The sequence below is a fragment of the Haloarchaeobius sp. HME9146 genome, from assembly GCF_025399835.1.
In the GTDB taxonomy this organism is placed as follows: Archaea; Halobacteriota; Halobacteria; order Halobacteriales; family Natrialbaceae; genus Haloarchaeobius.
On the sequence record NZ_JAODVR010000001.1, the window covers coordinates 3,005,568 to 3,031,263 of the forward strand.

Below are 25,696 nucleotides of genomic sequence, written 5' to 3' on the forward strand. Positions count from 1 at the left end.
ATTATCGGTACTTTTTGAAGCCCATCTCACGGGCGATCTCCCGGAAGCACTGCCGACACAGCCAGATGTCGTACTTGCCAACGAGGCCCTGCTTGCGGCCACAGCGCTGGCACTCCTCGAACTGGCCGGTTCGCTTTGCGGCCTGCTCACCGGTCTCTTGCTCTTGACTTTCACTCATCCTTGTTCACCTCGACGTCGAATTCCGATTCGAGGAACGCGACTGCGTCCTCGGGGGTGAGACGGTGACCCGCCGGAATCTGACGCGACCGCTTGTCGCGCTTCTTCACGCGGTAGCCCGGACGGACGAGGTTGACCGTCACGTCCAGTCCGAAGATACCGATGTTCGGGTCGTACTCCTGAGACGGGAACTCGGTGTGCTCTTCGACACCGAAGCTGAAGTTCCCGGTCTGGTCGAACTGCTTCGCGTCGATCTCGGCGAGCGGCAGTGCGGTCTCGAGGAACTCGCGGGCCTCCGGACCGCGGAGGGTGACCTTCGCGCCGATCGGGTCGCCCTGACGGATGCCGAAGTCCGGGAGGGTCGCCTTCGCCTGCGTGCGAACGGACTCCTGCCCGGTGACCTCCTCGAGGATGCCTTCAGCGTTCTGGAGTGCGCGGCCACCTTCGCCGACGCCCATGTGGACGACGACCTTCTCGACGGTGGGCGTGCGCATCTCGTGGAACTCGGCCTCGCTCATTCGTCATCACCTGTGAAGTTCTCGTCGATGACGACGACGTAGTTCTCGATGGTCTCGAACGAGCCGTCGTCCTGGTCGACGACGACGGTGTTGTTCCCGGAGCCCATCGTCACCTGGATCTCGGAGATCTCGCCGACCTCGCCCGCGTGACTGCCCTTGACGGCGGTCACGAGCGCGCCTTCCTCGTACGGGAAGTGGGCGACGATCTCGTTGGTCTCGTTGTCGATGACGAGGGAGTCCTTCGTGCTGTACTCACTGGCGTCCGCGAGCTGCAGGTTCTGACCGTCGTGGAGCGAGATCTGGGTCTCGCCACCGGTGACCTGCTGCTTGTCGACGATCTTGCCGAGCTTGGAGTCTGCCGCGTCCGCCGCGATGGGCGAGAGGGCCAGACGGCCACCCTCGTCGGGGAAGACGCGGTAGTACTCGTCACGCTCGGTGAACGCGACGATGTCGAACATGCCGATGGGGCGCTGTTCGTCGGAGACCGCCTTGCCGTTGACCAGGACGGTGCCCTGGTTGAGGGCGTAGCGGGCTTCCTTCTTCGAGTCGACGTAACCGAGCACGTCGCGGAGCAGGATGACCAGCGGGACACCCTCCTCGCCGTGGGGGCCGGCGTCGGCCTTCACGGTGAACGTGTTGGTCTTGCGCTCGACGGGCCAGGACTTCGGAACGGAGAGTCGCTTCTGGTGCTTCGTCATTCTGCATCACCTTCCAGACGCGCCACCCGACGCTCGTCTTCGAGGTCGAGCTCCGTGATACGGACGTTCGAGGGCTCCAGACGGCGGGGAACCTCCTCGCCGTCGGCCTTCTCGAGCGTCACGCCCTCGACCGAGATGGTCGAGGACTTGAGGTCGACGTCGAGGACTTCGCCTTCTTCGCCGGCGAAGTCTCCGCGCATGACCTCGACCGTGTCGCCCTCGTTGACGCGGGCGCGACGGCGGCCGTACTCCTCACGGAGGTCCTCGGACAGCGTCGAACGGACCTGCTTCTGCTTCTTGTGCAGGGGTGCGCGTGCTGCCTGGTTGCGCTGTTTGCGTGGTTGTCGTGTCATACTATCATCGTAGCCGTGGATGCGATGCTTCCGAATCGCTCTGCCACTTCACGCGCGATGGGGCCCTTGATCTCCGAGCCCTGCGGTTCCTCGTTCTCGTTGATGAGGACGGCCGCGTTGTCTTCGAACTTCACGCGCGTTCCGTCGGGACGACGGATCGGCTTGCGCTGCCGGATGATGACGGCTTCCTTGACCTGGCGACGCTCTTCGGGCGTCCCCTTGGTCACGGAGACGGTCACCTTGTCACCGATACCCCCCTTGGGGTGTCGGTTCTTGGTTCCGTGGTAGCCAGCGATGGAGATGATCTTCACCTCACGCGCGCCGGTGTTGTCGGAACACGTCAGCAGCGAGCCCTTCTCGAGGCCCTGAGTCACGTCGGCTTTGAGGGCCTCCATCACTCGTCACCTCCTCGGGGCTGGTAGGTGTCGTCGTGAGCGAGCTGCTCGACGACGACGTGGGCTTTCGTCTTCGAAAGTGGTCGTGTCTCTGCGATGCGAACCGTATCGCCAACCGTGAGGTCCATGCACGTCGGTGCATGGGCCGGGACCCGCGAACGCCGCTTCATGTAGCGGTCGTACTTGGGAACCCGGACGTCGTACTCACGTTCGACGATGACGGTTTTGTCCATGTCTGTGGAGGCTACCGTTCCTTCGAGTGTCTGGCCGCGCACGGCGAGTTCGCCGTGGAACGGGCAGTCGTCGTCGGAACAGGTACCCTCCGGTTCGGGTACGTTCAGTCCTATCGCCATTTCGAATCACCTGTGGTTTCGGTGCGAAGGGCGGGTCGTGAGAGCAGTCTGACTCCATCCACCGTAACGTAGGCGACGTCGTCGCCGGTAGGGATGCCCGGTTTCGACGTCGTCCCCGACCCCTTCTCGGGGTCGGCGGTTTCATCTGTGAGTCGGAACTCGAATACCGTGCCCTGCTTCGGCACCTGGCGCACCCGAGACTCGCCATCGACACGGTCCTCCACGTGGAGGGTCTGCATCGTCTCGATGACGATGCGGCCCGCTATCCCGACGAGGTCGGGGTTCGCGGCGTCGACGACCTCCACGTAGAGGCCGTTGAGTTCGTGTCGTGGGAGCGTCTCGGGTGTTAGCGCCATGGTGGTTATTCTTCGTCCTCGAAGTCGCCTTCTTCCTGCTGGATCGTCTTGATCCGCGCGATGGTCTTGCGGAGCTCGCCGATGCGGCCCGGGTTCTCCGGGGCACCACCGGCGGCCTGCACGGCCTTCGCGTTCAGGAGTTCGGTCTCCAGCTCTTCGAGTTCTTCTTCGCGCTCACGCGGGGTGAGCTCGCGGACTTCTTCGGGGTGGAGAATCGCCATGGGTTATTCCTCCTCCTCGTCGTCGTCCATCTCCTCGACCATCGCGGCCGCCTCTTCTTCGACGGCCTCGTCGAGTTCTTCCAGTTCGTCTTCGATCTCGTCGTCGCCTTCGGGGACTTCGACCTCTTCGAACTCCTCGTCGGCGTCCTCGTCGAGAACCTCTTCGACGACTTCCTCGTCGGCGGGATCGGGCTCGGCGGCCTCGCTGGGCTCGCCCTCCTGGGCCTCGTCGACGATCTCGTCGAGCTCCTCTTCGGAGGGCTCTTCGAGCAGTTCCTCGACGGCCTCGTTGGCCTCGACGGCCTCGGGGGCAACCTCGTTGACGTCCTCGCCCTCGTAGATCTCGAAGTCGTCGGGGAGCTCGGCCTCCGGCGGGATGATCTTCACCGTGACGCCGATGGTACCGAGCTTCATGACTGCCACACCCTGGCCTTCGTCGACGATCTCCTCTGCGGGCTCGCCGTTGTGCTTGATGTAGCCGTCGTTGAACTTCTCGACGCGCGAGCGCGCGCCGGTGACCTTCCCGCTCAGGACGATCTCGGCACCGAGGGCACCGGAGTCCATGATGCGTTCGAGGGTCGTGTGGCCGGCCTTACGGAAGTACCAGCCGCGCTCGAGCGCGTTGGCGAGGCGGTCCGCGACGATGCGTGCGTTGAGGTCGGGTTCTTCGACCTCCTGCACGTCGATCTGGGGGTCCTCGAGGTTGAACTTCTCCTCGAGCATCGTCGTGACCTTCCGGATGTTCTCACCGCCCTTGCCGATGACCATACCGGGCTTCTCGGCTTTGAGCACGATCTGTGTGCCCATGGGCGTCTTGGCGACCTCCATGCCGCCGTAGCCAGCTCGACCGAGCTCTTCTGCGAAGAACTCGTCGATCTGGGACCGCTGCATACCGTCTCGGATGAACTGGTGTTCGTCTGCCATTAGTTCTCGACCTCCTCGACGATTATCTCGACGTCGACCTGCGGCGTGTTCCACGCCGTGGCACGTCCCATCGCGCGGGGCTTGCGGCCCGGCGACTCACCGACCTTGTGGGCGGCGACGTGGATGATCTCCATCGATTCGCCATCGAAGCCCTGGTGGTCGGCGTTGGCTGCGACGTTCTCCAGCAGGTCGAGGAACGCCTTGCTGGCCTTCTCGGGGTAGCGGCCGGCGTCCCAGCCGTCGATGTCGCCCTTGTGGCCGACGCCGCTGTTGTGCTGCTTGAACGGAACGGACCGCTCGCCCTTGATGACCGCGTCGAGGTACTCCTGTGCCTCGGCGACGGTCTTGCCCTTGATCTCTCGGGCGATGGCCTTGCTGTGCTTGTTGCTCATGTGACGCTCCCGGAGCATGGCCTTGGCCGTCTTCTCCGGATCCGCGTCGACGCTGTAGTTGATTCCCATGGTATCGATCACTTCAGGGGCACGAACTTCGAGGAGCGCGTCGCACCGATACCCGCCTGTCCGTGCGTGACGGACGAGCGTGTGAGCTGGAACTCGCCAAGGTAGTGGCCGATCATCTCGGGCTTGACCTTGACGCGCTCGAACTCCTGACCCGTGTAGACGGCGAAGGTCAGGTCCACGAACTCCGGCAGCACCGGCATGTCGCGCAGGTGCGTGCGGATCGGGTTGTTGGCGCTCTCCTGTTCGTCGTAGTCGCGGGCCTTCTCGAGAAGCTTCTGCTTCTCGACGGAGAGACCGCGCTTGATGCTTCGCCGCATGCGGGCGGGGAGCTGTTCTGCGACTTCCTCGAGCTCCATCTCCTGCAGCTCGTCGAGCGTGTAGCCGCGGTAGGTGAACTCCTCGTCCTCGTCGCGGCCAGTTCTGTAGTCGGGTTGACTCATTTGTTACCACCTCGGCCGGTTCGCCGAGACGCGATGTCACCGACCTTCCGGCCCGGCGGTGCGTCGCGCGAGACGGACTTCGGTCGGCCCGGGTGCTGGCGGCCACCGCCACCGAACGGGTGGTCGACGGCGTTCATCGCCACGCCACGAACGTTCGGCCACTTGGTGCCGCGAGCCTTCATCTTGTGATACTTGTTCCCTGCCTTCACGAACGGCTTCTCCGTTCGGCCACCACCCGCGACCACACCGACCGTGGCGCGGCACTGCGGGTCGAGGCGCTTCATCTCGCCGCTGGGCAGCTGGACGACCGCAGCCTTGCGGTCGTGGGTGATGAGGTCGGCGCTCGTCCCGGACGCCCGGGCGAACTTGCCGCCGTCACCGGGCTGGCGCTCGATGTTGCACACCGGAACCCCTTCGGGGATCTCGGCGAGCGGGAGCGTGTTACCCGGTGCGATCTCGGCGGAGACACCGACCTGGATCTCGTCGCCCACGGTGATGCCCTCGGGCGCGAGCACGAGGCGCTGGTCGCCGTCCTCGAACTCGACGGCCACGACCGGTGCGGACCGGGCGGGGTCGTGTTCGATGTCGACGACGGTCCCGTTGACGACGTCCGATTCCTCAGGCGTCTTGTGCGAGAGCTCAGCCTTGTAGCGGTGCGAGGGGGCACGGAACGTCGGCCCACCGCGACCACGTCGCTGGCCCTGGATTCTTCGTCCCATTCTTAGAACACCCCGATACGAGAGGCGACTTCTTGTGCGTCGTCCTCCTCGGAGAGGCGGACGATGGCCTTCTTCTGGCCCTTCATCGTTACCTGCGTGTTGACGCTGACGACGGAGACCTCGAACTGCTCCTCGACAGCCTCGCGGACGTCGGGCTTGGCAGCGTCGAGGTCGACGACGAACTGGAGCTTGTTCTCGAAGTCCATGTCGTTCATCGCCTTCTCCGTCACGAGCGGGTACTGGATGACGCTCATCGGTCGGCCACCTCCGCGATGGCGGACTCGGTGAACACGGTCAGTCGACCGCCGTTCGCGCCGGGTGCGAGGTCTTCGACGTTCACGTTGGCTGCCGTCGCCACGTCGGCGCCGGCGAGGTTGCGTGCGGCCTTCGACGGGCCGGCCTCGCTGGAGGTCACGAACAGGATGGACTTGGGCTGCTTGTACTTGCGACCACGGGTCGTCCCGCGACCGGCGCGTACGGTCTTGCCCTCGTCTGCGCGCTCGATGTCGGTGTCAGCACCGACGGCCTCGAGGAAGCTGACGACCTCCTTGGTCTTCAGCAGCTCCTCGAAGTCGTCGCTGACGACGAGCGGCAGATTGAGGTCCTCGTCGAACGCGTGACCGCGCTCGGCGACGCGCTCGGCGTCGACGGTCGCGGCGAGTGCGCTCCGGAACGCGAGCTTGCGCTCCTTCTTGTTGATCTGCTCACCGAGGTCCTTCTCTTCCTTCGGCGGGTGTGCCTTGCGTCCACCAACGGTCTGGGGGACACGGACACCCTGGCCGTTCGAGCGCGGCACGTGTGCCATGCCGCGGCCCGAACCCATCGATTCACCGGACGTACGCATGCCGGCGTAGTCGTCGGCACCGTACGGCTGTTTTCGGTTGGCCTGGGCGGCACGGACCGCACGCGTGATGAGGTCCGGACGGAAGGCCGTCTCGAAGACCTCGGGAAGGTCGAGCGTGTCGGCCTCGGAGCCGTCCAGGTCGTAGATTGTTGCCTGCATGGTTTATCCCTGGTTCGATGCTGTGGAAACGAAGCGCACCTCGGGGTCGAGGCGCGGCTGGTCGTTCGGTCGGACGGCCGGACGGAAGCGCAGGAGGCGCTTGTCCGGACCCGGCAGCGAGCCCTTGACGAGCGTGAACGGACCGCCGACCTCGCCATAGTTGACGAAGCCGCCGTCGACGTTCACGTCGTCGACATCCTCACCGTCGCCGATGCGGATGACGCGCTTGTTGAGCTCGGTGCGCTGGTGGTAACCCATCTGACCCTGCTGGGGAACGGTCGAGCGAACGCGGCTCGGGTTCCACGGGCCGAGGTTACCGATGCGACGCCGCCATCCTTGGCGGGCGTGCTTGCCCTTACGCTTCTGGACGCCCCAGCGCTTGACCGGGCCCTGGGTGCCCTTCCCCTTCGTGACGCCGGAAACGTCGGTGTACTCGCCGGCGCGGAAGGTGTCTTTCATCTCGTGCACGCCGCCGTCCTCGATGAGCTCGAGGCCGTAGTCGACGCGGTCCGCGATGGAGCCACCGCCGATGCGGGTCTCCATCACGTCGGGCTTCTTCTTCGGCACCGACGGGACGTCGCTGGGGACGGTGTGCGTGATGGCACGAACGTCAGCGACCTTGCCTGCCTCGACGGCGTCGCGGAGTTCCTCCGCGTCGGCCTCGGGGCTGGGGTCCTCGGGGAGGTCCAGAACGCGGTCGAGTTCCTCGTGGAACTCACCGGTCCAGACCTCGGTGAGGGGCTTCTTCCCGTACGGTGTGTCTTCGTACGCTCGCAGGGCCACCGCCCGCATGGGCGGGGTCTCCACGATGGTGACGGGGACGGTCTCCTCCATCCCTTCTCGGGGGGAGTCGGACTCGTCGTTGATCATCACCACGTGGGTCATGCCGGCTTTGTAGCCAGCGAAACCCTGCAGCGTCGGCTGTCCGTCGTCGTCCGGCCACGAGTTGAAGCGCGGGACCTCGGAGGTCGCACGCTTGCGCGGGCCGAACCCGAGCGAGCCTTTGCGTGGTCTGCTAGGTTGTGGCATTGTATCACTCGTTGAGTGTCAGGCAGGCAAGCGTCGCGAACAGAGCTTCCTCCGTTCTCACGACCTTGCTGCCCTGGTGCGGAATCGAGTTCAGCCAAAGGTCGAACCCTCCGGCGTTGGGTTCGGTGGCGTCCTCGTGTCGAGCGGCCAGTTCGGCCACGTCGATTCCGAGTATTTCAGGCAGCCCTCGCCCCGGTGACCCGAACACGACGGTCATGCCGTCGCGCTGGATCTGCCCGGTCAGGTTCGCGAGTCGCCCCACGGTGAGTTCTTCACCGTGGCGCGAGGTCGCGATCCGGAGCCCCGCGTCGGGGCGGTCGAGCGCTGTCTGGAGGTCCGTGCGTTCGACGACCAGCCCACCGATGGGCTCGTCGACGAGTCGCGCACGGACCGGACGTCGCGAAGATACCCTGACGATTACGCGTTCTCCCTCGTCTGGCACCGCCATATCGGGTGGTGCGACGAGCGAGATCGGGTGTTGCAGTCCGCAATTGACCCGGACGCGCCTGTCAGGTCCGACCTCGGTCACGATTCCCTGTCTTAACGACCCCGAACCGTCTGATTCGGAGCCGGTCTGTGGTGAGGCGCGGAGCGGCGGCAAGATACCGGCGTACTCCAGTTCGCTTCGATGCCCCCACGCCTCCTTTCGGAGGTAAGGGGGCGTCGTCGCGTATTCGAGTACGGTGCTTACGAACCCGCCACCCCATCTGGTCTCGCCGTCTTCGTCGGGGAAGACGACCAGCCTGTCTGCCCGGAACACCGTCGCCGCGCGGGCGACGTAGCCGACCTTGCGAGTTGCCTCGCGTTTGTCTTCGGCTTCCCGGACGAGGGATGACGGCACGAGCACGCTGATGGTCATGCCGTGACGCTTCGACGCCTCGCCACTAGACTGTGCCGAATTTATTCTGGCCCAATGTAAAAGGGTGCCGGATTGGATTTTGGGTTGTGACGGCGACTCACGCCCGAATGTGGGTGTTTAGCGTTCACATGGTTGGAGCGTCATGCTCGCGTACGTGCGGGAATCAAGATAATACACCCCGTAACGCTGCGCAGTCTGGTGGTTTGTGTCTCCCACGGACCGTCCGATTCAGAAGCCTTATATCACATCCAGCAGTTACGTTTGAATGCAGACGAAGCGCACTGGTAGTGTAGTGGTATCACGTGACCTTGCCATGGTCACAACCTGGGTTCAAATCCCAGCCAGTGCATTTCTGCCGACGCAAATCGACGAGCGAAGCGAGTCGCATCTCTCGGTATACAACACCCAAGAGCGACCGCGTTTGCGTGTCGCGAGAACAGCTGTGGTGCGAACGCCAGGTCGTGGGTGCGTGACCGACGGCCTGTCATCCCCCAGCCATGCTTGATATTCTCTAACAATGAGAATCTGCACTGTCCATATTCTGCTAGAAGTCCTATTGTTACCTGGTCAACTGAGGCACAGTGACCAGAAAGGGGGAAGAAAAATGATGAAACGTAGCCAACTGACCAGAACCCCTGTCCTCGGACGGGTGATGCGAGGAGGAGCGTTGGTCCTCTTCGGAGTGATCGCCGTCGGCGTCATCGTGTTCGCTCCGCTGGCCGCGCTCGTGCTCGGCATCGGCATCCTCAGTCAACTCCCGTTGACCGAGGCTGTCATCTTCGTACTGGGCCTGGTCGTGTTCACGGTCGTGTACTGGGGGCTCGTCCGGGCCTCGGCGAGGAGCGGCCTCGCACGCTGGGACGAGCAGGAACCTGACGACGACATGGTCGAAGGAGAGTCGGTGGCGGGCTGAACGCTCCTCCCAACACGTCGCTCTTCGTGTACGTATTTCCCAGTCAGCACGTAGTCGGCCCACCTCGTGGTCCTATCCAACTCCTCGTTTCGCTTCGGTAACCGGTATCAACGATTCTCACCTCTCTCTACGTGATATGAACGCTCTGTTCGCGGGGGGGTGGCGACCGTTCGTCAGGGACCTCCTGATAATCTTCACCGTCTTGGTTCTCGTCGGCGTCACCTTCGCGGGGTACAACACGCTCACGTTCTTCGCGGTGGTGGCTGCCAGGATGACACGCGATATGTTCTTCACGGGGGTCGGGGATGGCGTGGGGATGTACCTCCTCATCGGGGGGTTCCTGTTCATCGAGGCGCTGGTCGCCGCGACGGGAATCGCACTGGTCAAGCGTCGGTTGCGGCGGCTGTTTCGGTCGCCGCCGTCGTCGGCCGGGTAAGTTGCACTGCATGCCAAGGTACTGGTTTTAGCGGTTGGGTGAGTACAGTGACGTATGTACGAGACGCGCTCCCCGCCACGTTCGTTCGCCGGGTCAGTCCTCCGGCTGACGGCTGTCCTGCTCGGGCTCGCCCTTCTGGTTCCCGCCACGTTCTTCGCGTGGTACTTCGGTATCGTCGCGGCCGACCTGCTCCAGCTCCACCTCGGCCTAGAGTACGGGCTGTGGTTCCACGTTGTCACGGGGGCAGTGTTCGTCCTCGAATCGGCGCTGCTCGCCACGGTCGTGGTCGCGTTCTCCCGACTGGTGACCGACCTGGCGGACCGCCTGAAACCGACACGCTAACGCAGCCCTTTTTTCAGCCACCCGAGTCGATACTGGCATGTCCTGGCGTGAAATCAGACCGATCGCCCTGGGCCTCGTCTGGCGCGACGACGAGTTGTTGCTCCAGCGGTACGACGGCGAGGAGACGTTCTACCGACCGCTCGGGGGTGGGCTCGAATTCGAAGAGCGGGCCCGCGACGCACTGGTCCGAGAGTTCCGTGAGGAACTCGACCGGGAGGTGACGCCCATCGAGCAACTCGGCGTGCTCGAGAACGTCTTCACCTTCGAGGGAACTCCGGGCCACGAGGTGGTGTTCGTCTTCGAGGCCGAGTTCGCTGACGACGGCGCCTACGAGCAGGAGACGTTCGAAGGCCTCGAGGACGACGGCCCGGGGAGGTTCACCGCGAGCTGGGAACCCGTGTCGCAGTTCATCGACGGCGAGGCGACGCTCTATCCCGACGGACTCGTCGGCCTTCTCGACGACTGACCACCCCGCCCTCGCCGACTCATATCGCAGGGTATTAAACCGACCAGCACATCGGTTCAGGTGAAGTCGAAGCGCACTGGTAGTGTAGTGGTATCACGTGACCTTGCCATGGTCACAACCTGGGTTCAAATCCCAGCCAGTGCATTTCTCAGTATTCAACTACCACGAGCGACCGCGACAGCGTGTCGCGAGAACGTCGTGAATACTGGAAATCTCGACACTGGGATTTGAACCAGCGAGCAGTGCGCGGTTCGGAGCAGAGCGAGAACCGCGACGCGAACGGTGAAGCCGTGAGCGAACGCAGCCGAGCGGAGCGAGGTCGTGCGAGTGAGGTTCACAATCCCAGCCAGTGCAGTGCAGTTTCTAAATCCGGTTCCTCGCCAACACAGCACCGGCCACCACCATTTCTTGTTACCAATCGCGACACTCTCCAGAACAGACCTATAGGCCCGGTAACACCCTTTTGCAAGAGTTTCCGGATTTTCACATTCACTCCGGGGTGGGGCTTTTTATCGAACCCCGCGAGTCTGAAATACTATGAAACTGCTCCAACGACTCACCGGACTTTTCGGAAGCAAAGACGGGAGCCAGTCGCCCGAGGCCGCGACGGAACAGACGGCGTCACCGACCTCGCCCACGGACGCGTCGGTCCCGCCGCAGTCGACACCGGACTCACCGACTTCGGAACCGGCGGCACCGGCCGCCGGTGGCGCGACCGAGTCCGGGGGAGCTGTCGAGGAGGCGAAAGCCCCTGTCGAAGCCGAGGCTACCGCGCCGGAGCCGGAGCCGGAACCCCGGGACCGGACGGAGGTGTTCCGCGAGCAGGCGGCGGCGTGCGTCGAGGACTGGCCGGCCGCAGAGCTCGATTACTCGCTGGCGTCGCTGGAGCGACTCGACGACCTGGCCACCGAGTTGGCGACCGAGGGAGCCCGGGACAAGCAACTGGTGCTGTCGCTGGGGAGTTACTTCGGTGAAACGCTCCTGCGCGAGGCCGAGGGGGAGTGGCAGAAACCGGACAGTGGCGCGTGGGCAGTCGTCCTCACGGGCGAGGAGACCGACGTCACCCTGAACGTCTTCCAGATCGCCGACAGTGCGCTCGCGGGGACGAGCCGGTTCGCGGCGACGTTCCGGTCGGTCGAACAGCGTCTGTGAGACGGCACAGAACTGTACGGAAGCTATTTATTCTCTTGTTCTAACATTTCCTGCATGGAACTGAGCCCGCTGTACGGCGGCCTGTCGTTCGTCCGTGAATCCGTGCTCGTTCGCTGGGTCGTGCTCCCGCTGGTCGTCCTCGGAGCCGCCCTGTTCCCCGTCGGGCTGACCATGTCGCGGCTCTCCGGCTCGCAGGTCGCCGAGGTGGTGCTGTACTTCATGCTCCTCTCCGGCGGCGTGATGTGTGTGGGACTGTTCGCCGAGTACCTGCTGAAGCGGCTCCTCTCGTCCGACCAGGAGCGCGAGTACTACTGACGCGGACACCGCGTCGTCGGGCGGCTAGCCGGTCGCACGGGTGACACTGTGTCCCTCGGGCAACCTTTTTTTCACCCCCTCTCGAACAGCGGTAGATATGGAACGCGCACTCGCCGTCATCCGCAACGATTCAGACCAGACCAAGTCCCTCATCCGAGAAGCCGGAGAGATCGCCGCCGGGACAGGGGCCGACCTCTACCTGCTCCACGTCCTTCCCGAGGAGGAGTACGAGGACATCATGTCGTCGCGACTGGAGAGCGACGGAAAGAGCTTCCCGCTCGACGAGGCCGAGATGGAGGCCGAACACTTCGCGACACAGGTCGGCCACAAGTCGCTCGAGGGCCTCGACGTCGAGTACGAGGTACTCGGCACAGTCGGCCGCGAGGAGACCGCCATCCTCGACGTGGCCGACGAGCGCGACTGCGACCACGTCTTCATCTCGGGGCGCAAGCGCTCGCCCAGCGGGAAGGCGCTGTTCGGTGACCTCACCCAGCGCATCCTGCTGAACTTCGAGGGACGGGTGACGGTCCAGCTCCACGAAGAGGAATGACGGTCGTCGCCTTCCTCTCGGTCGCACCAGTCATCGAGGGGAGCATGGCCAGTGAGGTCGCGAAGGCGGTCGCCGCCCTCGACGACTTCGACGTGACCTACGAGACGACCCCGATGGGGACGACCATCGAGGCAGCGGACGCGGCGACGGTGTTCGCCGCCGCCCAGGCCGCCCACGAGGCGGTCGATGGCGACCGCGTCTCGACGTTCCTGAAAATAGACGACAAGCGGACCAAGACCACGACGGCGGACCAGAAGGTCGAGGCGGTCGAGGGACACCTCGGGCGGCCAGCCCGGAGCGAGCCCGGGGAGTAGCGACGGTCGCTGAGCCGAGAACTGAAGCCCTTTATCCGGAGCCGCACAACCCTCGCGCATGGAGAGTCTCAACCGGATGGCCATCGAGCTCGTCGACGAGGCCATCGACTTCGCGGAGGTACTCGATATCGGGGCGTACGAACTGGAGAACGAGGCGACGGTCCTCGACTTCGGCGTGGATTTCCACGGTGGCGTCGAGGCCGGCGTCCTCCTCGCGGAGATACAGACGGGCGGCCTCGCGACCGTCCAGTCCCGGATGGGCGAGGTGGCGGGCGCGCCGATGCGCTACGTCGACGTGACGACCGACCACCCCGAGCTGGCCCTGCTGTGCTCGCAGAAGGCCGGCTGGGAGGTCAGCGTCGAGGACTTCGAGGGGCTCGGGAGCGGCCCGGCCCGCGCCCTCGTCGGCACCGAGGACGTGTTCCAGCGCGTCGGCTACCACGACGCCTTCGACCTCACCGTCCTGACCATCGAGGCCGACGCGCTTCCGGGCGAGGCCGTCGCCGAGCACGTCGCGGACCTGACCGAGACGAACACCTCGAGCACCTTCCTCGCCGGCTTCCGGACCGCCAGCCTCGCGGGCAGCATCAGCATCGGTGCCCGGGCCGCCGAACTGGCCGCGTTCCGGCTCTCGGAACTGGGCTACGACCCGCTGAACCTCGTCTCGGTCTCGGGCACCGCCCCGGTCGCCCCGGTCGCCGCCTCGGAGGAGGAGGCCATGGCCCGGACCAACGACGCCCTGGCCTACGGCGGGCAGGTCACCCTCACCGTCGAGGAGGACTTCGACCGCTTCGACGAGGTCGTCTCGACCGCCAACGAGCAGTACGGCGAGCCGTTCGCCGAGATATTCGAGGAGATCGACTGGGACTTCCACGAGCTCGACGAGAGCGTGTTCGCCCCGGCGCAGATCACGGTCGACGTGCTGGGCGGCCCGACCCACGTCTTCGGGGAGACGGACGAGGAGCTGCTGGCCGAGTCGTTCGGACTGTGAAGTTCAAACACGTTCCCCCAGCGCCCGACTCGCTCGACTTCGTCGAGACAGCCCAGCGCGCCGTCCCCCTGGTCCCGGGCAGCGAGGACGACTGCTGTGCCCGCATGCTCCAGCGCACGGACCTCGTCAGCCGCGATCAGGCCGCGACGTGGCTGACGTTCCTTCGGGGGGTCGGCCTCGCCGAGGAAGGGCCGAGCGGGTTCAGCCGCATCCGCCAGGAACCGACCCGAGAGCACCTCCAGACGGCGTTTCTGGAGGGTGTCTTCGGCGCGACCGACGTGCTCGACATCCTCCGTGATGCCGACGAACCACTCTCGGCCGACGAGGTGTTCGCCCGCTACCGCGACGACGTGCCCCAGTGGGAGCGCCACAAGAACCCCAACACGTGGGAGGAGGTCTGGACCGAGAAGGTCGAGTACGAACTGGACTGGCTGGTGCTGCTGGGCCTCGCAGAGCGGACCGGGGACGGCTACCGAGCCGACTGATTTATCCTACCGCCGGGTGCAGTATCCACCGATGCCCGCTCCCGTCGATACCGTCCTGTTCGACCTCGACGACACGCTCTGTTCGTACCGACGCACGGTCCCCGAGATGCTCGACCTCGCCTTCGAGACCGTCGGGGTCGACCCGTTCTTCGAGGCGACCGACTACTACGCGCGCTACGACGAGTTCGTGACGGACGCATCGGGGATGCATGAACTGCGCGAGCAGTGCTTCGCCAGCCTGGCGGCGGACGCCGGCAGGGACCCCGACCTCGGCCGTGAACTCGCCACGGTCTACGACGCGGAGCGCGACCAGTCGAACGTGGAACCGCTCCCCGGCGCTGCCGAGGCGGTCTCGTCCCTCGCGACCGACCACCGGCTCGCGGTCGTCACCAACGGGTCCCCCGAGATGCAGTCACAGAAACTCGGTGCCCTCCCCTTCGCCGACGCGTTCGAGCACGTCGTCCACGCCGGCTACGACACGCCCGCGAAACCCGCGCCCGACGCGTTCCACCGCGTCCTCGACCTGCTCGGGAGCGAGGCCGACAGCACGGTTCACGTCGGGAACTCGCTGCGCTCGGACGTGGCCGGGGCGCAGGCTGCCGGAGTCCGTGCCGCGTGGCTCGCGGTGGATGGCGGGAGCCCGGGAGCGGACTCGCCGACGCCGGAGTACGTGCTCGGTTCGCTTGCCGAACTGACCGACCCGCCCTGGTAGTCGGACGGCCCGACGCCACTCACTGGATCTCGATGCGGTGCCACGTCGATTCCGCCCGCTCGACCAGTCGCTCGATTCGCTCCTGCATCGGGGGATGGGTCGCCAGCAGTCGCGTGAGCGTCCCTTCCTCTGTCCCGTGGATGTAGAGCGACGACAGTAACCCGCCCGGGGGCTCCGAGGCGCGTTCGATGCGCGCCAGCGCCCGGGCGAGTGCCATCGGTTTCTCCGTCACCGCGACCGCCCGGTCGTCGGCCGCGATCTCCCGCCGCCGGGAGTGTGCTCGAAGCGCCAACGTCAACACCAGCATCACGACCATCACGGCCGAGGCCACCTGCGCGTGGGTGCGGGAGAGATGCTGGCTGAACGGGCGCGGGCGCTCCCCGCGGACCCAGCGCAATGCTCGTCGGAACCCGGCGACGAACAGCCCGACCGGAAGCAACAGCAGGAAGACGAAGCCGCTGAGGGTCTGGGCGACGCTGAATCCCAGCGTCTGCACCAGGCTGTCGCGGCTCTCGATGTGGGCGAGTTCGTGCGCGACGATGGTCTCCATTTCGTCCAGCGAGAGCAGGCGGAAGAGGCTCGCGTCGAGGACGACGACCCCGCGCTTTCTGCCACCCAGCGCGAGCGCGTTCGGGGCGTGCATCCGCGCGATGAGTACCTGCGGGCGCTCGATATCCATCCGCTCGCTCAGCCGGTCGACCCGGGCGTGAAGCTGGGGGGCGCGCTCTCTGGGCAGGGCGACCGCGTCGAGCGACGAGAGGAGCCGTGCAGTGCCTCCGCGATAGCTCGCGTAGCCGAAGACGAGCGACGACCCGAGCAGGGCGGCGGCGAACAGCACCGGGTCGGGGCGGCTGAGCCAGAGCGAGGTGGCGACCTCGACCAGCAGCGAGCCCACCAGCAGATAGAGCGCGACGAGGACCACCCCGGTCAGCGCCATGTAGAAGCGAACGGCTGGTGAGCGACGGTCCATTCGTGCCAGCGACTAGGACGCCAGCAAAAAAACATGTATCGGGCGACCGAAACGCTCCCGGTCAGGGGTGCTGGGTCGGCCGCAGGTCACTCCCGATAGACGTTCGTGACCGTCCCGACGCCCTTGGACTGGCCCTCGCGGAAGACGAAGCGCTGGCCCTCCTCGACCATGTAGGGCCTGAACTTGAACCGGACGCGGGTGCGGCCCTTGTCGCCGGGCAGGAGCCGTCCCTCCTCGGGTGAGAATATGGAGGCTTCGCTGATGGTCTCGAGGTGGACGACCGGCTCGTAGCCGTCGCCGATGCGGGTCGGGTGGTTGAGCACCATCACCTCGGCGTCGAACTCGCGGACCGTCGCCGGTTCACTGTCGCGGGGGACCAGCGCCATCCCGCGCTCTATCTCGTTCTCGGCGACGCCCTTGAGCGCGATACCGACGATGCGGCCCGCCTTGGCCTCGTCGACGCGGTGGTAGTGCATCTCGATGGACCGGGCCTCGACCTCGCGCCAGGAGCCGTCGGGCATCGGGCCGAGCAGGAGTTCGTCCCCGGCCTCTATCTCCCCGGACATGATGGTCCCGGAGGCGACCGCACCGACCCCGGTGACGGAGTAGGTCCGGTCGATGTACATGCGGAAGTCACCCTCGACGCCGGCGGTCTTCGGGAGGCGCTCGAACAGCTCGTCGAGGGTGTCGAGGCCGTCCATCGTGACCGAACTGGTCGTGAGGATGGGGACGACCACGTCGCTGATCTCCTCGACGGCGGCGTCGACCCCGTGGCGGTCGACCCGCAGGGGCGTCTTGCCCACGTCGCGGAGCAGGCGCTCGACCTCGCGTTCGACCTCCTCCAGGCGCTCCTCGTCGACGATGTCCTTCTTCGTCAAGACGACGATGGTCGGAAGGTCCGTCGCGAGCAGGACGCCGAGGTGTTCACGAGTGGTCTTCGTCGGCCCGTCGTCGGCCGCGACCGTCAGCAGGCCGTAGTCGAGCTTCTGCCCGACCAGCCCCCGAATCGTGGTCCGGAGCCACGGCTCGTGGCCGACCGTGTCGACGAACGAGACGAGCCGGTCGGACTCCGTCACGATGCGGGCCCGGTCCTGCTTGCGGTGCGGGTTGTTCATGTGGACCGGGCCGTCGTCGTTGAAGCCGTAGACCGCGTAGGAGAGGTCCGCGGACAGCCCGCGCTCGACCTCGTGTGGCTTCACGTCCAGGTAACTGCGGGTCGCCCCGTCGCCGTTGTCCGGTTGTCCGGTGACGAGCGACCCGACCAGCGTGGACTTCCCGTGGTCGACGTGGCCGGCGGTCCCGACCACGATGTGCTCGTCGTCGGTCTCCAGCACGCCACCTTCGCGGATTTCGGCGACGCCGACGATACCGCGCTCTCTGGCGTCTGTGTGGTCACCGCGTGTCCCACGGTGGGCCCCGTCGTCGGTGACGCCCCACGTCTGGACGTTCTCGATGTGGGCACCGGCCTCCTCGGCGAGCAGGCTCAACACGTCCATCGTCTCCGAGAACACGTCAGGTTCGATACCGGCGAGGCCACCGTCGTCTGTGACACCGACCACGTACATCGCCTGGCCGTCGCCAGAGAGGACGCGGTGGCGCAGTTGCGCCGCCAGGCTCTCTCGCCGGCCATCGGCGAGGTGGACGTCCTTCGTAAGTCGCTCCTTGAACTCGACGTTGCCGCCCTCTTGCTCACCGCGTTCGAGGGCTTGCTCCAACACGGCCCGGTCAGGGCTCATACCTCCGGGTTAGGAGACAGGTGGCAAAAGACTTCTCGTCTTATGACAATTGTTATCACATTACGGTCTGAGGAATCTGGAGAACCATCCAGTCCACCGGGTATCCCGGGGCACGGACAGGGAATCGCCCCGACTCACCAGTCGTCTTTGAGGCGTTCGTACGCCGCGTTCACCCGTTTGAACGCATCCTCGTCCCCGTCCGGGGTGTCCGGGTGGACCTCCTTGACCTTCTCACGGTACGCCTCCCGAATCTTTTCTTCGTCGGCGTCACCCCGCAGGCCGAGCGTCGAGAGGGCCTCTTTCCGGGTCGGGCCGTCGTCCATCCGGGTTCCGCGTCGCTGGCGACGCTGTCGGCGACGGCCGCTGTCGGAGACGCGGCCAGCCTGTCGGAACCGGTCGCGCCGGCGGCGCTCCTCCGCGGCCCGTCGTGCCTCGCGGGCGAACCGGCTTCGGCCGCCGCGGGCGCCCTCTCTGGCCTTCTGCTCGGCGGTTCGGCGGCGCTCGCCGGGGGCGTCGGCGTACGTCCCGCCGGCCACCTTCTCATGGAGTTTCCCGCTCGCCTGGAACCACATGAAGTAGGTGGTGGCGGCGAACGGGAGCGCGACCCCGAGGACGAAGAACTCGCGCGTGACGATGGCCACGACCGCGAGCACCGTCGTCAGGCCGGCGAAGACGGCGGCCAACCCGAACAGCAGTGGCGAATCTCGCACGCTGTGACTCTATGTGCCACGCTACCCTAAACGACTCGGTGGAGTGCAGGATACGGGGTGGCCGCGCGGTCGCTGGCACCGCAGGCCGAGCACTCAAGAGGCAGGGTGTGCTATCTTCTCACATGAGCGTCGCAGGCCTCTGCCAGATCTGCGAGGAAGCCCGCGCACGCCAGCACTGCAACCGCTGTGGGGCGATGGTCTGTCAGAACCACTTCGACCGCGAGCACGGGATGTGCCTCGACTGTGCGCGCCGGGCGGACCCCAGCGGGGTCGAGGGCGACACCTACCAGCTCTGAGTCGGCGGGAGTACCGGGGTCGGTGTGGGCGTCGATTCAGTCGCGGTACTGGTTCAGTCGCGTCTTCAGCCGCCTGGCCGACTGCCCGGCCGCCTGGAAGAACTCCTTCTCGCCGCGAGCGTTCTCGCCGGCGAAGATGATACCCCGCGAGGAGTTCACGAGCCCGACTCCGTCAGCGAGTCCGTACTCGACCGCGGCCTCTGCGTCGCCGCCCTGTGCGCCGACCCCAGGGACCAGGAACGGGATGTCGGGAACCTGTTCGCGCAGTTCCTCGAGTTCGTCCGGGGTGGTCGCGCCGACGACCAGCCCGACGTTCCCGTGTTCGTTCCAGAGGTCCGCGAGCGCGGCGACCCGCTCGTACAGGGGCTCGCCGGAGGCGAGTTCGAGGTCCTGCAGGTCCGCGCCACCGGGGTTCGAGGTGCGACAGAGGATGAAGACGCCCTTGTCGGCCCGCGAGAGGAACGGGTCGAGTGAGTCCCGGCCCATGTACGGGTTCACCGTGATGGCGTCGGCGTAGTCCAGCAACTCGGCGTACTGGCGGGTCGTGTTCCCAATGTCGGCGCGCTTGGCGTCCAGGAGGACAGGAACGTCCTTCCCGTGGGCGTAGGCGATAGTCTCTCGCAGGGCGGCCCAGCCGTCACCGTCCTCGTAGAACGCGGCATTGGGCTTGAAACAGGCCGCGTGCTCGTGCGTCGCGTCGATGATGCGGCGGTTGAACGCCCACCGGGGCAGGTCGTGGTCCGCGAGGAAGTCGGGAATCCGGGCCGGGTCGGGGTCCAGGCCGACCGAGACGACCGTGTCCTTGTCCCGAATCCGCTGCCCGACGTGCTCGAAGAAGCTCATTTGATTGGCGTGGGAGTGGGTCGAATAACAAGGTTGCTATCGCGAGTCGCGGCCGGCACCGCAATATGAGCTATCAGCGCCGCGAATATCGGCTTAACCACCGCAGGAGCGTATCCACTGCATGCGACTCGTCCAGGCGCTCATCCCGCACGGAAAGCGAGACGGCGTGCTCGCCGTCCTCGAGCGGGAGGGTATCGATTACGCCCTGTTCGAGGAGACCGGTCGCGGCGACTTCGAGGCGATGGTCCAGTTCCCGGTGCCGACCAACGGGCTCGAACCCGTCCTGAAGAAACTGCGAATCGCGGGCATCCGGGAGGACTCCTACACCATCGTCCTCCCCGTCGAACTGGTCATCTCCCGGCAGTTCGAGGCACTCCGCGGGAAGTACGCCGGGCTCCGCGTCTCGCGGGAAGAACTCAGCGCCCGGGCGTACGACCTCGCCCCCGACAACGAGACGTTCTTCCCGATGCTGTTTCTGAGCACGCTCATCGCTGCGACGGGCTTGCTCCAGAACTCCGCGGCGACCATCATCGGGGCGATGGTGGTCGCCCCGCTGATGGGCCCGGCCATCGCGGCCAGCGTCGGGGCCGTCCTCGAAGACGTTGAACTCGGGAGTCGCGGGATTCACCTCCAGATTACAGGGCTCATCGGGGCCATCGCGCTCGGGTTCCTGGTCGGGGTCGTCGTGCAACAGACGGTTCTCGTCGAGCCGGACCTCTCGATCAGGGAGGTCCCCCAGATCATGGAGCGGGTGCGACCCGGTATCCTGTCGCTGGTGCTCGCCCTGGGCTCCGGGGCAGCCGGGGCCATCAGTATCATGCGGGGGTCCGGGTCGACGCTCGTGGGTGTCGCTATCGCGGTGGCGCTCGTCCCCCCGGCGGCGACCGCCGGTATCGCACTCTCCTACGGCGAGCCGCTCCTGGCATTCGGTGGGGCGGTGCTCGTCGTCGTCAACCTGCTCGCCATCAACCTCTCGGCGCTCATCCTCTTCTGGCTCGCGGGCTACCGGCCGGAGCGGCGACTGGATGCCGAGCGGGCGCGAGCCGCCGTCAGGATGCGGACCACGAAGCTCGTCGTGGCCATCGCCGTCCTCACCGTGCTCCTCGGGGCGGTCACCGTCACGACCCACGAGGTGCAATCGCTGGAGAAGTCGATGATCGCGGACCTCGAAGCGACCTTCGACGCCGGCGAGTACGGTCGGATGGCCTACCTCGACTCCGACATCGAGTACCTGCCTATCGACCACTTCCTGGGGAAGCCCGTCAGAGCGCGTGTGGTCCTCGGCTACCACGTCGACACGCAACCGCCGCCGGGGCTGGCGCACGAACTCGCCGAGCGGCTCGAATCGAAGTACGGTCGGGAGTTCCGGCTGGAGGTCGTGTACGTATCGGGCGAGCGGTCCTGGGTCCCGCGTGAAGGACCTGGGTCGCCGGAGCAGTCCACGCAGTCACAGCTCACCTGGCGCGAGTTCGAGCCAGCCATCGCCACCGCGTGACGACCTTTATATCCCAGCCGGCCACCATCTTCGGGTATGACGGTGTACGAGACGGACGTTCCTGGGGTCGGCCGCAAGTTCGAGGTCGAACTCGACGGCGGTGGCCGGCTTGTCGTCCTCATCCACCACGACGGTCGACGTGAGATGTTCCACCGGACGGACCCGGAAGCAGACAGCACTCGAATCGCGAGTCTCTCCGGTGAGCAGGCGCGCCAGCTCGGTGCGATTCTGGGCGGGGCGTACTTCCAGCCCGTCGAGCTCCAGCAGCCACAGGTGCCCCTCGGCGACGCCATCATCGAGTGGGTCACCGTCGACGAAGGGTCGACCCTCGAGGGCCAGACGCTCGAGAGCTGTGGCGTCCGGACCGCGACTGGAGCCTCTATCATGGCCATCCAGCGTAACGACGAGACCGTCGCGAACCCAGACCCGACGTTCGAACTGCGAGGCGGCGATATCCTCGTCGCCATCGGGACGCGGGAGGAACAGGAGAAGCTCCGTTCGTTCGTCCACAAGGACTGACGATGGCCGGGCTACTCCTGGAAGCCGGCATCACGCTCACCGTCCTCGCAGTCGGTGGCGTCCTCGCCCGCCAGCTCCGGCTGTCGGTCATCCCGGCGTACATCGTCGTCGGGTTGCTCATCGGACCGCACGCGCCCATCGCCGACGGCGTCTCCCTGAAACTCATCCAGGACGAGGCGTTCGTCGACCTCCTGGCAGAACTCGGTATCGTCCTCCTCCTCTTCTTCATCGGGATGGAGTTCAGCGTCGACCAGCTGCTGGCCAGACGCGAGAAGCTCTCGCTCATCGGCGGCATCGACCTGGTGGTGAACGCCGGGGTCGGCGTGCTACTGGGGGTCGCGTTCGGCTTCTCCCCCCTGGAGACGGCGTTCCTCGTCGGTATCGTCTACATCTCCTCCAGCGCGATCATCACCAAGACACTCATCGACCTCGGCTGGGTCGCCGACCCCGAGAGCGAGGTCGTTCTGGGGACCCTGGTCGTCGAGGACATCGTCATCGCGGTGTACCTCGCGCTGCTCTCGGCGGTCGCCATCGGCGACGGCGGCTTCGCGGCGGTCCAGTCGGTCGGCGTCGCGCTCGCCGTGCTCACCGCGCTCGTCGTCTTCGCCCGGTTCGGCACGCCGCTCCTCCAGCGCGCGCTCGCCATCGATTCTGACGAACTGCTGTTGCTCGGGCTGCTCGGCGTGACCACGGTCGTCGCCGCGATGGCCCTCGACCTCGGGGTCAGCGAGGCCGTCGCGGCGTTCTTCGTCGGGACGGCTGTCAGCGAGACCGACGCCGTCCATCGGGTCGAACGGGTCATGGCCCCCGCGAGGGACCTGTTCGCGGCGGCGTTCTTCTTCGCCATCGGCCTCCAGACCGACGTGAGCCAGCTCCAGGGGACCGCACTCGCGCTCCTCGGCGTGGCCGTGGTCGTCACCACCGTGAGCAAGCTCGTCAGTGGCTACTGGAGCGGGAAGCGCTACGGGCTGAGCGAGCGCCGCTCGTTGCGCGTCGCGGTCGGGCTGGTGGCTCGCGGGGAGTTCTCGCTGGTGCTCGCCGCGCTGGCGACCTCGGTCGGAACCGGCGCGCTCGCGGACGTGATTCCGGCCTTCGCCGTCGGCTACGTGCTCGTGATGAGCGTGCTCGGGACGGGTCTGATGCGGGCCTCGCCGTTGCTCGAGAAGTACGTCATCAGAGAATCGTCGAGTGGGACCAGCGCCTGAGTCGCTCCGCGACCGGTCACCGACTCACAGCCTCACCGACTCACTCGCTCTCTGCCGCCTGACTCGCCGCGTCGACCACGTCGGTCGCGCGCTTGACCTCGGCCCCGTCCTCGACGAAGACGAGCGTCTTCGGGGGCTGGGTCGCCTTCGGACGGACCCGGAGGCCGACCTGCTTCGCTTTCTCGACCGCGGCATCGAGTCCGACTTCGAGTTCGATGCGGATGCGGTCGGGCTGGACGAACACGACCGCGAACGGCTCCCCGTCTCGGGTCACCTCGTAGGCGCGGGCCCCATCGTCGGTCGGCTCCACATCGCGGTCGGCGTTCTCGACCGCGAAGCGGGCGAACTCGCCGTCCTCGCGCCCGTCGAGTTCGGAGGAGAGCAACTGCGCGAGGCGGACGCCGTCGGTGGTCCTGTCTTCGACCATCTCAGGCCTCCGTGAGTTCCTGTCGCGCCTTCGTCCGTGCCTCGGAGACGTCGAGGCCCTGCTGGCGCGCGTACACCAGCGCGGCGGCCGCGATGGTCACGTCGAGCTCCTGCTGGAGCTGGTTGATGGCTCCGACCGCCTCGTGTTTCTCGTGGCCCGCGGCGACGAGGTCGTCGAGTACCTGTTCGAACGCCGAGCGCTCGGTGAGCACGTCGTCACCGGGGACGAACTCCTCGGGTATCTCGACCTCGTTCGGGTCGAACGTACACCGGAGGTTCCCGTCGACCTGTTCGAGCAACCCTTCACCCGTCGCCACATCCACCAGCCGCTTGGCCTGGTCCGGCGAGAACCAGTCGCGGTCGAGCGAGAGCGCGACGACGAACTCGTTCTGCTCGAGTTCGCGCTTCCCGCGCTGGCGGAACGGCGCGGCGACGGCCACACGTAGACTCATATTCACGTCGGTCGGCCGACGCGGGCCTAAACGCTACGATGTGGCTGCCCGAGAATGCCAGCTCCTCGCACGGCCCGAGGGCCGGCCGCACACGGCACAGGGGCACGAGACCCCGCTTCAAGTCGAGCGATTCAAGTAGCTGCTGGAACTGCTTCCGGGTATGCAAGACCAGGGACGCTCCACGCGCAAGCGTACTGGCGGACGACTCCGCCCGATCCGTAACCGAAAGAAGCACCAGCTCGGCCGTCTCCCGACGGAGACGCAGGTCGGCGAACAGCGCTTCCGCGTCATCGAGACGCGCGGGAACACGACGAAGACCCGTGCCCTCGCGACCGACGTCGCGAACGTGAACAAGGGCGGCGAGACCGTCCACGCCACCATCGAGGACGTCGTCGAGAACGACGCCAACCCGAACTACGTGCGCCGGAACATCATCACGAAGGGCGCCGTCATCGAGACCGACGCCGGCACGGCCCGCGTCACCTCCCGCCCCGGCCAGAACGGGCAGGTCAACGCGGTCATCGTCGACGACGAGTAATCACCTTCTCATCTCCGTTCTCACCCCCTCACAGCGACGGCTCTGCTGGGAGAGAACAGCAGGAAGAGACATCGCTGAACCGGGTGCTGCTTACGGGCTCGGGGCCGCCTTCTGCAGTGCCGTCTCGGCGATGTTGCCGGCGTAGTCCGCGCTCCGCGAGAGCGAGTCGACGACCAGCCCGAGGGCCTGGGCAGCCTGCGGTTCGCGCTCGCGCAGGAGTTCGTCGATGGTGCGGGTGTGCTCGTCGATCTGGCGAACCGACTCGCGGGCGGTGTTTGCGAGCTGTGTCGCCTCCTCCGGGTCGTCCGCGAACAGCGCGTCCATCGCCTTCTCCAGCACCTCGGCCGAGTCGTCGTGGAGCTCCTGGAGCGCCTCGGCCACGTCGTCGTCTATCTCGTCGAGTTCGACGGCGATGTTGGCGATCTTCGCGGCGTGGTCGCCGATGCGTTCGAGCTGGCGGGCGCTGGAGTGGTAGTCGAAACAGACCTCCCGGGGGACACCGAGTTCCTCGGCGGCGCGGGGCGAGCGCAGCGTCGCCCGGAAGATACGGGAGACGACGTACCAGAGACGGTCGACGTCGTCGTCGCGTTCGCGCACGTCGCGGGCCATGTCCTCGTCGTTCTCCAGCAGTGCCGTGACGGCGTCCGAGAGCATCGACTGCGCGATGAGGCGCATGCGCGTGACGGCGTTGTGGATGCTGAGCTCGGAGGAGTCCAGCAGGTCCTGGATGACGACGCTGTCGCTCGTCTCCTCTAAGACCTCCACACCGACGAGGCTCTGGGTCGCCGACCGGATGGCGCGGCGCTGGTCGGTCGTGATGCGGCTCGCCTCCAGCGAGATGATGTCGAACCCGGAGACGTACATGGTCATGACCGCGCGCGTGAGACGCTGCCCATCGAGGTCGGACACGTCGAGTGTGCCCTCGGTCCGTTTCGTCTCGCTCTTCGGTGTGAGCAACAGCGAGTTCTCTTCGGGATAGAACTCGACGGTCGTCCCGGCGGAGACGCCGTTGTCCGTCGCCCACGACTTCGGCAGCGAGACGGTGAAGGTGGACCCACCCGTCACTTGCACCTTGCGCGTTTCCATATCGGGCAATGAGGTCAGGGAGAAAATAAATGTGCTTGTTTCTATATAGAGCCCGGTCCGGTGAGAAGAACGAATTCGTCACTCCGGAGACCAATGTGACTCTCGACCGACGGGGGGACGAAATCGTGGGTTCAGGCCCCGGAAACCGATGATTTAGACACGAACCTGTCCGGAATATTCGATTCGGTGCCCCGTTCGGTGCCGTCGACCCCCGAAACGTTGTGACTCGGTATCACGA

General features: G+C 66.0%; 39 protein-coding genes and 2 tRNA genes. 18 read left to right on the top strand and 23 right to left on the bottom strand.

Annotated features, from left to right (window positions below):
• Nucleotide 1: 1 nt before the first annotated feature.
• From N6C22_RS15450 to N6C22_RS15525, 16 genes are read right to left on the bottom strand one after another with little or no spacing between them, the layout of a single operon-like run.
• A complete protein-coding gene (locus N6C22_RS15450; protein WP_261652018.1) occupies nucleotides 2–178 on the bottom strand; it encodes a 30S ribosomal protein S14 in 177 nt (58 codons plus the stop codon).
• Entirely contained in the window at nucleotides 171–695 is a 525-nt protein-coding gene (locus N6C22_RS15455) for a 50S ribosomal protein L5 (protein ID WP_261652019.1), read from the bottom strand. Before N6C22_RS15455 ends, N6C22_RS15450 begins: the two co-directional genes overlap by 8 nt.
• The gene (locus tag N6C22_RS15460; RefSeq protein ID WP_261652020.1) at nucleotides 692–1,393 is read right to left on the bottom strand and encodes a 30S ribosomal protein S4e; all 702 of its coding nucleotides are present in this window, start codon (nucleotides 1,391–1,393) and stop codon (nucleotides 692–694) included. Before N6C22_RS15460 ends, N6C22_RS15455 begins: the two co-directional genes overlap by 4 nt.
• Nucleotides 1,390–1,746, bottom strand: a complete 357-nt coding sequence (gene rplX / locus N6C22_RS15465; protein WP_261652021.1) for a 50S ribosomal protein L24 — start codon at nucleotides 1,744–1,746, stop codon at nucleotides 1,390–1,392. The genes N6C22_RS15460 and rplX overlap by 4 nt, the downstream gene beginning before the upstream one ends.
• A complete protein-coding gene (locus N6C22_RS15470) occupies nucleotides 1,743–2,141 on the bottom strand; it encodes a 50S ribosomal protein L14 (RefSeq protein ID WP_261652022.1) in 399 nt (132 codons plus the stop codon). The genes rplX and N6C22_RS15470 overlap by 4 nt, the downstream gene beginning before the upstream one ends.
• Complete coding sequence (locus tag N6C22_RS15475) at nucleotides 2,141–2,494, bottom strand: 30S ribosomal protein S17 (RefSeq protein ID WP_261652023.1); 354 nt, start codon at nucleotides 2,492–2,494, stop codon at nucleotides 2,141–2,143. Before N6C22_RS15475 ends, N6C22_RS15470 begins: the two co-directional genes overlap by 1 nt.
• Nucleotides 2,485–2,850: a ribonuclease P protein component 1 gene (locus tag N6C22_RS15480; RefSeq protein WP_303647620.1), complete on the bottom strand. Its 366-nt coding sequence runs from the start codon at nucleotides 2,848–2,850 to the stop codon at nucleotides 2,485–2,487. Before N6C22_RS15480 ends, N6C22_RS15475 begins: the two co-directional genes overlap by 10 nt.
• Nucleotides 2,851–2,855: 5 nt before the next feature.
• Nucleotides 2,856–3,071 carry a 50S ribosomal protein L29 gene (rpmC, locus tag N6C22_RS15485; RefSeq protein ID WP_261652024.1) on the bottom strand — a complete coding sequence of 72 codons (216 nt, stop codon included), beginning with the start codon at nucleotides 3,069–3,071 and terminating at the stop codon, nucleotides 2,856–2,858.
• Nucleotides 3,072–3,074: 3 nt separating this feature from the next.
• A complete protein-coding gene (locus N6C22_RS15490) occupies nucleotides 3,075–3,995 on the bottom strand; it encodes a 30S ribosomal protein S3 (protein ID WP_261652025.1) in 921 nt (306 codons plus the stop codon).
• Nucleotides 3,995–4,456, bottom strand: coding sequence for a 50S ribosomal protein L22 (locus N6C22_RS15495; protein WP_261652026.1), 462 nt, complete (start codon nucleotides 4,454–4,456; stop codon nucleotides 3,995–3,997). The genes N6C22_RS15490 and N6C22_RS15495 overlap by 1 nt, the downstream gene beginning before the upstream one ends.
• An 8-nt stretch (nucleotides 4,457–4,464) precedes the next feature.
• Complete coding sequence (locus N6C22_RS15500) at nucleotides 4,465–4,896, bottom strand: 30S ribosomal protein S19 (protein ID WP_261652027.1); 432 nt, start codon at nucleotides 4,894–4,896, stop codon at nucleotides 4,465–4,467.
• Nucleotides 4,893–5,615, bottom strand: a complete 723-nt coding sequence (locus tag N6C22_RS15505; protein ID WP_261652028.1) for a 50S ribosomal protein L2 — start codon at nucleotides 5,613–5,615, stop codon at nucleotides 4,893–4,895. The genes N6C22_RS15500 and N6C22_RS15505 overlap by 4 nt, the downstream gene beginning before the upstream one ends.
• Before the next feature lie 2 nt (nucleotides 5,616–5,617).
• Complete coding sequence (locus tag N6C22_RS15510) at nucleotides 5,618–5,869, bottom strand: 50S ribosomal protein L23 (protein WP_261652029.1); 252 nt, start codon at nucleotides 5,867–5,869, stop codon at nucleotides 5,618–5,620.
• Nucleotides 5,866–6,618: a 50S ribosomal protein L4 gene (rpl4p, locus tag N6C22_RS15515; protein ID WP_261652030.1), complete on the bottom strand. Its 753-nt coding sequence runs from the start codon at nucleotides 6,616–6,618 to the stop codon at nucleotides 5,866–5,868. The genes N6C22_RS15510 and rpl4p overlap by 4 nt, the downstream gene beginning before the upstream one ends.
• A 3-nt stretch (nucleotides 6,619–6,621) precedes the next feature.
• The gene (locus N6C22_RS15520; RefSeq protein ID WP_261652031.1) at nucleotides 6,622–7,647 is read right to left on the bottom strand and encodes a 50S ribosomal protein L3; all 1,026 of its coding nucleotides are present in this window, start codon (nucleotides 7,645–7,647) and stop codon (nucleotides 6,622–6,624) included.
• Nucleotides 7,648–7,651: 4 nt separating this feature from the next.
• Complete coding sequence (locus N6C22_RS15525; protein WP_261652032.1) at nucleotides 7,652–8,506, bottom strand: RNA methyltransferase; 855 nt, start codon at nucleotides 8,504–8,506, stop codon at nucleotides 7,652–7,654.
• 278 nt (nucleotides 8,507–8,784) lie between these two features.
• Here N6C22_RS15525 and N6C22_RS15530 point away from each other — a divergent pair.
• The 13 genes from N6C22_RS15530 (at nucleotide 8,785) to N6C22_RS15590 (ending at nucleotide 15,182) form a co-directional block, all read left to right on the top strand.
• Nucleotides 8,785–8,855, top strand: a tRNA-Gly gene (locus N6C22_RS15530).
• Nucleotides 8,856–9,173: 318 nt separating this feature from the next.
• Nucleotides 9,174–9,419 (top strand): hypothetical protein, encoded by a 246-nt coding sequence (locus tag N6C22_RS15535; protein WP_261652033.1) that lies wholly within the window; start codon nucleotides 9,174–9,176, stop codon nucleotides 9,417–9,419.
• Between the two features lie 136 nt (nucleotides 9,420–9,555).
• Nucleotides 9,556–9,855 (top strand): hypothetical protein, encoded by a 300-nt coding sequence (locus N6C22_RS15540; protein ID WP_261652034.1) that lies wholly within the window; start codon nucleotides 9,556–9,558, stop codon nucleotides 9,853–9,855.
• Nucleotides 9,856–9,909: 54 nt separating this feature from the next.
• Nucleotides 9,910–10,197: a hypothetical protein gene (locus tag N6C22_RS15545; protein WP_261652035.1), complete on the top strand. Its 288-nt coding sequence runs from the start codon at nucleotides 9,910–9,912 to the stop codon at nucleotides 10,195–10,197.
• 37 nt (nucleotides 10,198–10,234) lie between these two features.
• Nucleotides 10,235–10,663 carry an NUDIX hydrolase gene (locus tag N6C22_RS15550; protein WP_261652036.1) on the top strand — a complete coding sequence of 143 codons (429 nt, stop codon included), beginning with the start codon at nucleotides 10,235–10,237 and terminating at the stop codon, nucleotides 10,661–10,663.
• 73 nt (nucleotides 10,664–10,736) lie between these two features.
• A tRNA-Gly gene (locus N6C22_RS15555) sits at nucleotides 10,737–10,807 on the top strand.
• 393 nt (nucleotides 10,808–11,200) lie between these two features.
• Complete coding sequence (locus tag N6C22_RS15560; protein WP_261652037.1) at nucleotides 11,201–11,815, top strand: hypothetical protein; 615 nt, start codon at nucleotides 11,201–11,203, stop codon at nucleotides 11,813–11,815.
• A 54-nt stretch (nucleotides 11,816–11,869) separates the two neighbouring features.
• Entirely contained in the window at nucleotides 11,870–12,130 is a 261-nt protein-coding gene (locus N6C22_RS15565; RefSeq protein WP_261652038.1) for a hypothetical protein, read from the top strand.
• Between the two features lie 97 nt (nucleotides 12,131–12,227).
• Nucleotides 12,228–12,680 (top strand): universal stress protein, encoded by a 453-nt coding sequence (locus tag N6C22_RS15570; RefSeq protein ID WP_261652039.1) that lies wholly within the window; start codon nucleotides 12,228–12,230, stop codon nucleotides 12,678–12,680.
• Nucleotides 12,677–12,994, top strand: a complete 318-nt coding sequence (locus tag N6C22_RS15575) for an MTH1187 family thiamine-binding protein (RefSeq protein ID WP_261652040.1) — start codon at nucleotides 12,677–12,679, stop codon at nucleotides 12,992–12,994. Before N6C22_RS15570 ends, N6C22_RS15575 begins: the two co-directional genes overlap by 4 nt.
• A 58-nt stretch (nucleotides 12,995–13,052) precedes the next feature.
• A complete protein-coding gene (mch, locus tag N6C22_RS15580; RefSeq protein WP_261652041.1) occupies nucleotides 13,053–13,985 on the top strand; it encodes a methenyltetrahydromethanopterin cyclohydrolase in 933 nt (310 codons plus the stop codon).
• Nucleotides 13,982–14,470: a hypothetical protein gene (locus tag N6C22_RS15585; protein WP_261652042.1), complete on the top strand. Its 489-nt coding sequence runs from the start codon at nucleotides 13,982–13,984 to the stop codon at nucleotides 14,468–14,470. The genes mch and N6C22_RS15585 overlap by 4 nt, the downstream gene beginning before the upstream one ends.
• A gap of 31 nt (nucleotides 14,471–14,501) precedes the next feature.
• Nucleotides 14,502–15,182 carry an HAD family hydrolase gene (locus tag N6C22_RS15590; protein ID WP_261652043.1) on the top strand — a complete coding sequence of 227 codons (681 nt, stop codon included), beginning with the start codon at nucleotides 14,502–14,504 and terminating at the stop codon, nucleotides 15,180–15,182.
• 19 nt (nucleotides 15,183–15,201) lie between these two features.
• On the opposite strand, the gene N6C22_RS15595 is transcribed toward N6C22_RS15590, so the two are convergent.
• From N6C22_RS15595 to N6C22_RS15605, 3 genes are all read right to left on the bottom strand, one after another.
• Entirely contained in the window at nucleotides 15,202–16,152 is a 951-nt protein-coding gene (locus N6C22_RS15595) for a M48 family metallopeptidase (protein ID WP_261652044.1), read from the bottom strand.
• Nucleotides 16,153–16,238: 86 nt separating this feature from the next.
• Complete coding sequence (locus N6C22_RS15600) at nucleotides 16,239–17,888, bottom strand: GTPBP1 family GTP-binding protein (protein WP_261652045.1); 1,650 nt, start codon at nucleotides 17,886–17,888, stop codon at nucleotides 16,239–16,241.
• A 134-nt stretch (nucleotides 17,889–18,022) separates the two neighbouring features.
• Nucleotides 18,023–18,598, bottom strand: coding sequence for a J domain-containing protein (locus N6C22_RS15605; RefSeq protein ID WP_261652046.1), 576 nt, complete (start codon nucleotides 18,596–18,598; stop codon nucleotides 18,023–18,025).
• 122 nt (nucleotides 18,599–18,720) lie between these two features.
• Here N6C22_RS15605 and N6C22_RS15610 point away from each other — a divergent pair, with 122 nt between their 5' ends.
• A complete protein-coding gene (locus tag N6C22_RS15610; RefSeq protein WP_261652047.1) occupies nucleotides 18,721–18,894 on the top strand; it encodes a hypothetical protein in 174 nt (57 codons plus the stop codon).
• 36 nt (nucleotides 18,895–18,930) lie between these two features.
• Here the strand turns inward: N6C22_RS15610 and pyrF are convergent, their stop codons facing one another.
• The gene (gene pyrF / locus N6C22_RS15615; RefSeq protein WP_261652048.1) at nucleotides 18,931–19,737 is read right to left on the bottom strand and encodes an orotidine-5'-phosphate decarboxylase; all 807 of its coding nucleotides are present in this window, start codon (nucleotides 19,735–19,737) and stop codon (nucleotides 18,931–18,933) included.
• A 121-nt stretch (nucleotides 19,738–19,858) separates the two neighbouring features.
• Between pyrF and N6C22_RS15620 the strand changes: the two genes are divergently transcribed.
• From N6C22_RS15620 to N6C22_RS15630, 3 genes are read left to right on the top strand one after another with little or no spacing between them, the layout of a single operon-like run.
• Entirely contained in the window at nucleotides 19,859–21,232 is a 1,374-nt protein-coding gene (locus N6C22_RS15620) for a TIGR00341 family protein (RefSeq protein ID WP_261652049.1), read from the top strand.
• Between the two features lie 36 nt (nucleotides 21,233–21,268).
• On the top strand, nucleotides 21,269–21,751 hold the full coding sequence (locus tag N6C22_RS15625; RefSeq protein WP_261652050.1) for a cation:proton antiporter regulatory subunit: 483 nt from the start codon (nucleotides 21,269–21,271) through the stop codon (nucleotides 21,749–21,751).
• 2 nt (nucleotides 21,752–21,753) lie between these two features.
• On the top strand, nucleotides 21,754–22,956 hold the full coding sequence (locus tag N6C22_RS15630; RefSeq protein WP_261652051.1) for a cation:proton antiporter: 1,203 nt from the start codon (nucleotides 21,754–21,756) through the stop codon (nucleotides 22,954–22,956).
• Between the two features lie 40 nt (nucleotides 22,957–22,996).
• Here N6C22_RS15630 and N6C22_RS15635 read toward each other — a convergent pair whose 3' ends face one another.
• Nucleotides 22,997–23,383, bottom strand: a complete 387-nt coding sequence (locus tag N6C22_RS15635) for a hypothetical protein (protein ID WP_261652052.1) — start codon at nucleotides 23,381–23,383, stop codon at nucleotides 22,997–22,999.
• 1 nt (nucleotide 23,384) lies between these two features.
• A complete protein-coding gene (locus N6C22_RS15640) occupies nucleotides 23,385–23,834 on the bottom strand; it encodes a DUF2240 family protein (RefSeq protein ID WP_261652053.1) in 450 nt (149 codons plus the stop codon).
• Between the two features lie 160 nt (nucleotides 23,835–23,994).
• Here N6C22_RS15640 and N6C22_RS15645 point away from each other — a divergent pair, with 160 nt between their 5' ends.
• Nucleotides 23,995–24,372, top strand: coding sequence for a 30S ribosomal protein S8e (locus tag N6C22_RS15645; protein WP_261652054.1), 378 nt, complete (start codon nucleotides 23,995–23,997; stop codon nucleotides 24,370–24,372).
• Between the two features lie 90 nt (nucleotides 24,373–24,462).
• On the opposite strand, the gene N6C22_RS15650 is transcribed toward N6C22_RS15645, so the two are convergent.
• Nucleotides 24,463–25,458 (bottom strand): PhoU domain-containing protein, encoded by a 996-nt coding sequence (locus N6C22_RS15650; RefSeq protein ID WP_261652055.1) that lies wholly within the window; start codon nucleotides 25,456–25,458, stop codon nucleotides 24,463–24,465.
• Nucleotides 25,459–25,696: the final 238 nt, after the last annotated feature.